Source organism: Pseudomonas sp. 58 R 3, assembly GCF_900006605.1.
Lineage (GTDB): Bacteria > Pseudomonadota > Gammaproteobacteria > Pseudomonadales > Pseudomonadaceae > Aquipseudomonas > Aquipseudomonas salomonii.
Map to the genome: position 1 here is coordinate 81113 of NZ_CVTT01000030.1, position 6861 is coordinate 87973.

Below are 6861 nucleotides of genomic sequence, written 5' to 3' on the forward strand. Positions count from 1 at the left end.
AAGAATGTTTTATGAGTGACAACTACCTATCCTTCGTCAATTCCCCCTGGGGCCGACGCCTGGCCCAGGCCATTGGCCTGCCGCAACCCTTGCCATTGCAACGCCACCGCAGCGGCCAGCAGGGCCTGGCCAACCCGGTGATTGTCGCCGGGGCAGGGCGCCTGGGTGCGCAGGTGCAACAGCTCTTCAAAGACACCGACACCGTCGTCGCCACGCCGGCAACCCTCAAGGCGCCGTCTACGGTCAAGGTGCAGGGCGCGGTATTCGACGCCACGGCGGTGCTCGACCTGCACCAACTCGACGAGCTCTACCTGTTCTTCCACGCCAATGCCAAGCGCCTCGGCCAGCACGGCCGCGTGGTGGTGCTCGGCACCGCGCCGGAACATTGCCAGGACTTGCCCCAGGCCATCGCCCAGCGTGCCCTTGAAGGGCTGGTGCGCTCGCTGGCCAAGGAATTGCGTCGGGCGATCACGGTGCAATTGATCTACGTGGCGCCGGGCGCCGAAGACGCGCTGGACAGCAGCCTGCGGTTCTTTTTGTCACGCCGCTCGGCCTATGTGTCGGGCCAGGTGGTGCGCCTGGAAAAACCCGTGGACGCCCAGGTGGCGGTGAACGGGGACAAACCCTTCGCCGGTCGCCGTGCCCTGGTCACCGGCGCCTCCCGTGGCATTGGGCTGGCAATTGCCCAGGTGCTGGCCCGCGACGGTGCTCATGTGGTGTGCGTTGACGTGCCCCAGGCCCAGGCGGCGCTGCTTCAAGCCGCCGACAGTGTGAACGGCTCGGCCTTGCCGCTGGACATCACCGCAGCCGATGCGGCCGCGCTGTTGCAGGCGCATGTCAGCCAATACGGCGCGTTTGATGTGGTGGTGCACAACGCCGGGATCACCCGCGACAAAACCATCGCCAAGATGACCGAAGCCGCCTGGCGCAGTGTGCTGGCGGTCAACCTCGAAGCGCCGTTGCAGCTCAGCAGCGCATTGTTGGAGGGGCAGGGCTTGAACCCCGGCGGGCGGATTGTGTGCGTGTCGTCGATTTCCGGTATCGCCGGCAACCTTGGGCAAAGCAACTACGCCACCTCCAAGGCGGGCGTGATTGGCCTGGTGCAGGGCCTGGCACCTCAGGCGGCCGCGCTGCACGTCACGGTGAATGCGGTGGCGCCAGGGTTTATCGAAACCCAGATGACCGCGAAAATCCCGCTGATGATCCGTGAGGCCGGGCGGCGCATGAACTCGTTGTCCCAGGGCGGGCAGCCGATCGATGTGGCCGAGACCATCGCCTGGCTGGCGCACCCGGCGTCCGGCGGCGTCAATGGCCAGGTGGTGCGCGTGTGCGGCCAAAGCCTGTTGGGAGCCTGAGCCATGGACTATGTGACGCAGATCATCGACCCGCCACCGTCGCGCACCCAGCTGTTGCTGGACGGCGTGCGCGCACTGCGCAAACCCAAGCTCGACGGGCCGCCGCCGCTGCCCACCGCGCGCCTGGTGCGCTCGGCGGTGGAGCTGAGCGCACCAGGCATTGCAGCCTATGGCCGCGCCTGCGGGTTTCGCCGTGAGCAGGGCGTGCCACTGTCTTATCCGCACGTGCTGGCGTTCCCCTTGCACCTGATGTTGCTGACCCGGCCAAGCTTTCCGTACCCGGCCAGTGGCATGGTGCACCTGGCCAATCGCATTCGTCAGCACCAGCGTTTGCACGAAGGCCAGGCCCTGCGCCTGGAAGTGGATTGCGAACGCTGGGTGGCGCACCCCAAGGGCCAGGCGCTGAGCATCGCCACCCGCGCCTTTGCGGCGGATACGCTGGTGTGGCAAAGCGACAGCCTGTACCTGCGCCGCGACGTCAAAAGCCCGGTCGGAGAACCCTGGGAAGACGTGTTGCCCTTGCAGGAAGACGGCCTGTTGCGCACCCAGCGCTGGGTGCTGCCCGCCGACCTGGGGCGCCGGTTTGCCAAGGTCTCGGGGGATTTCAACCCGATTCACACCTCGGTGATCGGCGCCAAAATCTTCGGCTTTCGCCGTGCCATCGCCCATGGCATGTGGACCCTGGGCCGCGCACTGGCGGCGCAGCAACCGCCGGGCGGCCTGGATCAGGCCCAGGCGCATTGCGACTTCAAGCTGCCGATCTTCCTGCCCGGCCAGGTTGCGCTGTGGAGCCGCCCGGTGACCGGGCCGCGCCGTGAGTTCGAAGTGCGCAATGGTGCCGGTGATAAACCGCATATGCGTGGGCTATTTATTTGGAAAGAGAGCCACGAATGAGTGACTACAGTTTCAACCCGGCCCCGACCCGCCGTGTGGCGATTATCGGCGGCAACCGTATCCCGTTTGCCCGCTCCAACACCGTGTATGCCCACGACAGCAATCAGGACCTGCTGGTGGCGGCCCTGCAAGGTCTGGTCGAGCGCTATAACCTGCACGGCCAGCGCCTGGGCGAGTTTGCTGCGGGTGCGGTGATCAAGCATTCGCGGGACTTCAACCTGGCGCGTGAGGCGTTGCTGTCCACCACATTGTCACCTGACACGCCGGCCTACGACGTGCAACAAGCCTGCGGTACCGGGCTGGAAGCGGCCTTGCTGGTGGCCAACAAAATTGCGCTTGGCCAGATCGAAGTGGGCATCGCCGGTGGCGCCGACACCACCTCGGATGCGCCCATCGGTATCAACGAATCGCTGCGCCACACCTTGCTGGCGGCCAATCGCGCCAAGGGCATGGGCGCCAAGGTGAAGACCTTGCTGAAGGTGCGTCCGTCGATGTTTTTCAAGCCGTTGCTGCCGCGCAATGGCGAGCCGCGCACCGGTTTGTCCATGGGCGAGCACTGCGAAGCAATGGCCAAGCGCTGGCAGATCAAACGGCTGGCCCAGGATGAACTGACCCTCACCAGCCACCAGCGCCTGGATGCGGCCTATAAGCGTGGCTTTTTCGATGACCTGATCAGCCCTTATCGCGGGCTGGCACGCGACAACAACCTGCGTGCCGACACCAGCCTTGCGAAGCTCGCCGGCCTTTCGCCCGCCTATGATCGCCAGAACGGCACGCTGACGGCGGGCAACTCCACGCCGCTGACCGATGGCGCCTCGGTGGTCTTGCTGGCCAGCGAAGCCTGGGCGGCCGAACAGGGTTTGCCGGTATTGGCCTACCTGCGTACCGGCGAAACCGCTGCGGTGAACTTTGTCGACGGCACCGAAGGCTTGTTGATGGCCCCGGCGTATGCCGTGCCGCGCATGCTCAAACGCGAGGGCCTGGGGTTTGCCGACTTCGATTTCTTTGAAATTCACGAAGCCTTTGCCGCCCAGGTGCTGTGCACGCTCAAGGCGTGGGAAGACCCCGAGTATTGCCGCGAGCGTCTAGGCTTGGAGGCGCCACTGGGCGCCATCGACCGCAGCAAGATGAACGTCAACGGTGGCTCCCTGGGCTGTGGCCATCCGTTCGCCGCCACCGGTGGCCGGCAACTGGCGGCGCTGGCCAAAACCATCCATGAAAACGGGGGTGGGCGCGGCCTGATTTCGATTTGTGCAGCCGGCGGGCTGGGCATTACCGCCATCGTCGAAAAATAGCCTGATCAAAAACAACAATAAGGAGACTGCCATGAACGCTGTAAGCCAGGAACACACCGAACGGGTCTGGTTGAACGCCTACTTGCCGGGCGTGCCGGCGGACATCGAGGCCGGTATCGAGGCGTACCCGTCGCTGCGCGAGGTGTTCCTGGAGCACCTGGAAAAATTCCGCGAGCGGGTCGCCTACGTCAGCATCGGCACCGAAATGACCTACGCCGACTGGCAGGTGCAAGGCCAGGCGTTCGCCGCGTGGTTACAGGGCCAGGGCGTGAAAAAGGGCGACCGGGTGGCACTGATGATGCCCAACTGCTTGCAGTATCCGATCTGCCTGTTGGGCACGATCCTGGCCGGCGCGGTGGTGGTCAACGTCAACCCGTTGTACACCTCCCATGAGCTCAAGCATTTGCTCAAGGACAGCGAAGCCGAAACCCTGGTGATCTTTGAAAACTTCGCCCATACCTTTGAAAAAGTCGCGCAGGGCAGCCGTGTCAAACGCGTGGTGGTGGCGGCCATTGGCGATCTGCTGGGCACCTTCAAGGGCGCGGCGATGAACTTTATCCTGCGTCGCGTGCAAAAGCAGGTGCCAAAATTTCATCTGCCTGGCGCAGTGCGGTTCAACAACGTGTTGAAACAGGGGCGGGCGCTGAACCATTTTCCGGTGGAGATGCACCTCGATGAACTGGCGTTTCTGCAATACACCGGCGGCACCACCGGCGATGCCAAGGGCGTGATGCTCAGCCACCGCAATATCATCGCCAACCTGCTGCAAGCCAAGGCCTGGGTCGGTGATCAGTTGGATCAGGACAAGCAGGAAACCAACGTGACCTTGCTGCCGCTGTATCACATCTTTTCGCTGACGGTGAACTGCCTGATGTTCATGTGCCTGGGCGGGCGCAACATCCTGATTGCCAACCCACGGGACGTGAAACGGGTGCAGATGATTTTGCGCAAGGAACGCTTCAATGGCATCGCCGGGGTCAACACCTTGTTTAACGGCTTGCTCGAAAACAAGGAGTTCTGTGCGCGGGATTTCTCTGACTTGCGCATGGTGATTGCGGGCGGCATGGCCACGCACACGGCGGTGGCCAAGCGCTGGAAGGAGGTGACTGGGTTGCCGATCATCGAGGGCTATGGGCTGACGGAGTGCTCGCCGGTGGTGAGCATCAGCCCGATCAACATTGCGCGCATGCGCGAGATGGAATTCACCGGCAGCATCGGCGTGCCGCTGCCGTCGACCTGGGTGCGGTTTATGCGTGAGGATGGCGAGTTGGCGGAGATTGGCGAGCAGGGTGAACTGCAAGTGCGTGGCCCGCAGGTGATGCAGGGGTACTGGAAGCGGCCCAAGGAAACGGCTGAAGTGCTGGATGCGGAGGGCTGGCTCTCCACCGGGGACATCGGGGTGATGGATGAGCGTGGGTATATTCGTCTGGTGGACCGCAAGAAGGACATGATCCTGGTGTCGGGGTTTAACGTGTATCCCAATGAGATTGAAGACGTGGTGGCCTTGCATCCCGGTGTGGGGGAAGTGGCGGCGATCGGGGTGGAAGATCCGGTGACGGGGGAGAAGGTCAAGATCATTGTGGTACGCAAGGACCCGAGCTTGACCCAGGAGCAGATCCTGGCCCATTGCCGGGAATATCTCACGGGGTACAAGGTGCCCAAGTATGTGGAGTTTCGCAGTGTTGAGTTGCCCAAGACTACGGTGGGTAAGGTACTGCGGCGGGCGTTGCGTTGATTTGATTTGAGGGTTAGGGGCTTTAAGTGTGGGAGCTGGCTTGCCTGCGATGGCGGTTTGTCGGTGTACATATCCGTTATTCGGGTAACGGCGGCTTATGGTTCCGCTCTTACAGCCATGCCTTTCAAGGTCTGCGTTTAAGAACTCATTTAAAGCAGTGTTTAAGTCTGTTTATCCGACTTGGCAGCCTTGAGCACCCGAGCTGTTGAGACATGGACCCGTGCAGCCTTACCTTCCAGCCACTCCTTAGGTTTTGCGACCTTAGGACCGCGAGGACTTTTTGCGACGGCCTTGGGTTTGATCAACCTCGCCAGGGCCAACAACCGCTCTGCCAGCCCTTGCGAGGTCTTTTCAAGAGGGAAATTTTCCGTAGGCAATGCGATCTGCATTCCCTGATAATCACTGCGAACATGCACCGCCAAGTGGAAAATCGAAACTTCCCAACCCTGTGGCTGTGTATCTCGGTGCGCCTGCTCAACGCTACGCTTTAGAACCGACAAAACGTTGTAAGCCAGAACCGCCGAGGCGAAGCCCAGTAGCGCGGCTTTCGGGCTACCAAGGCTTGTAATTTCACTGTCCAGTACCGACTCAAGGCGCTGAAACATCCCCTCAATACTCCAGCGACGACGGTATAAATCGGCTATCTGCTGGGCACTAATGGTGTCAGGCAAATTGCTCCAGAACCACATCAGTGATTCACCTGAGTCATTTGCCGTTTGCAGGCTTAACTCAACGCGCCGCCAGCGGCGGCCACCTTTCACTTCGATGATTTGTTCGCGAACGGTGCCGCTATCGACGATTCCTGACTCTTGCCAGTCGCTTTCCTGGATCAAGCGTGGATGCTTGCTGGGTTGGCGAACAATGAACGAAGCCCCTGTGTCCTCGCAGGCTTGTAGGACGGGCAGCGTGCAGTAAAGTCGATCAGCCATCCACAGCTGGCCCGCGCAAGCGCGGGCCAGCAACGGAAGAACACTGACCCGTTCGCTGGCGTAGGCATCTTCCCAGGGCTGGAGATCAACGACTAAATCCAGATCAGGATCGTAGGCCACCACTGAAAACCCTGGGCGCGCTGCGCCGCGCTCAGTGCGCAAAGGGCCGAGGCGTTTTTGTGTGGCTGGCAGGTGATTGCCATCGACAATACGTAACTGCCAGCCGGGGAGAATCGATGAATGGCCGAGTGTTTTGACAGTGGGTTCCAAACGCTCCGCGCTGCCTGAAATCAGGGCCCGAAGCAGCTCGGGTTCGGTTCGATTGATCTTGTCATAGAGCGCTGTAAGGCTGACCGAAAGCCCCTCAGCCTTGCGCGCCGCTGCGTGCAAGGATGGCCTCAAGCCCAATGAAACCAGGGACATCAACTCAACAACAGATGAAAACAGAAGCTCACGGGAGTACTGCCGTTGACGGTGATCATCGAACACCTTATCAACCCATTCGGCAGGTACGGCCTGCTCCAATACCAGCTTGGTCATGACACTGGCTGGTGCTTGTTTTTCGAACCGCTCTAGAACCTTTTCCCACATCGTTTCGTCATCCTGACTGAAGTTTTGGGGGATTTTAAACCAAGACCTTGAAAGGCATGGCT

The 6861-nt window shown here is 61.4% G+C and carries 5 protein-coding genes; 4 read left to right on the plus strand and 1 reads right to left on the minus strand.

Annotation, left to right across the window (positions count from 1 at the left end):
- Positions 1 to 11 precede the first annotated feature (11 nt).
- Genes BFP92_RS04470 through BFP92_RS04485 form a run of 4 tightly spaced genes read left to right on the plus strand, consistent with a single transcriptional unit; the run spans position 12 to position 5279 of the window.
- Positions 12 to 1355 carry a 3-oxoacyl-ACP reductase gene (locus BFP92_RS04470; protein WP_065912142.1) on the plus strand — a complete coding sequence of 448 codons (1344 nt, stop codon included), beginning with the start codon at positions 12 to 14 and terminating at the stop codon, positions 1353 to 1355.
- A 3-nt stretch (positions 1356 to 1358) separates the two neighbouring features.
- Positions 1359 to 2249 (plus strand): MaoC/PaaZ C-terminal domain-containing protein, encoded by an 891-nt coding sequence (locus BFP92_RS04475; RefSeq protein ID WP_065912143.1) that lies wholly within the window; start codon positions 1359 to 1361, stop codon positions 2247 to 2249.
- Entirely contained in the window at positions 2246 to 3544 is a 1299-nt protein-coding gene (locus tag BFP92_RS04480) for an acetyl-CoA C-acetyltransferase (protein WP_065912147.1), read from the plus strand. Before BFP92_RS04475 ends, BFP92_RS04480 begins: the two co-directional genes overlap by 4 nt.
- A gap of 31 nt (positions 3545 to 3575) precedes the next feature.
- Positions 3576 to 5279, plus strand: a complete 1704-nt coding sequence (locus BFP92_RS04485) for an AMP-binding protein (protein ID WP_065912149.1) — start codon at positions 3576 to 3578, stop codon at positions 5277 to 5279.
- 161 nt (positions 5280 to 5440) lie between these two features.
- On the opposite strand, the gene BFP92_RS04490 is transcribed toward BFP92_RS04485, so the two are convergent.
- Positions 5441 to 6748, minus strand: coding sequence for an IS4 family transposase (locus BFP92_RS04490; protein WP_083221687.1), 1308 nt, complete (start codon positions 6746 to 6748; stop codon positions 5441 to 5443).
- Between the last annotated feature and the right edge of the window lie 113 nt (positions 6749 to 6861).